We start from the raw sequence: 296 nt of genomic DNA on the forward strand, positions 1-296 counted from the left end.
GTGTCCTGCGCCGCCGCGCCCGCCACACCACCAACCGCACCGACCGCGTTCCCCGTCACATTGACCGGCACATCCAGGTCCACCACCGCCTGGTTCCCACCGACCAGCGAACCGTTACCCGAAGTAACGACGTCCCCGCCGTCCTCCAGCACCACAGCATCGGCATCCTCGACCGCCGCACCCGCGACACCCAGAACCGCCGCGATCGCGTTACCCGACAGATTCACCGGCACATCACCATCGACAACCAACTGGTTGCCACCGACAGCCGAACCATTACCAGACGTGATGACGTC

Annotated in this window: 1 pseudogene; it reads right to left on the minus strand. The window is 65.5% G+C overall.

What is annotated here, in order from left to right:
* Positions 1-296, minus strand: a pseudogene (locus tag DEF28_RS27060) (hypothetical protein); the annotation flags it as partial.

Source organism: Marinitenerispora sediminis (assembly GCF_003336425.1).
Taxonomy (GTDB): domain Bacteria; phylum Actinomycetota; class Actinomycetes; order Streptosporangiales; family Streptosporangiaceae; genus Marinitenerispora; species Marinitenerispora sediminis.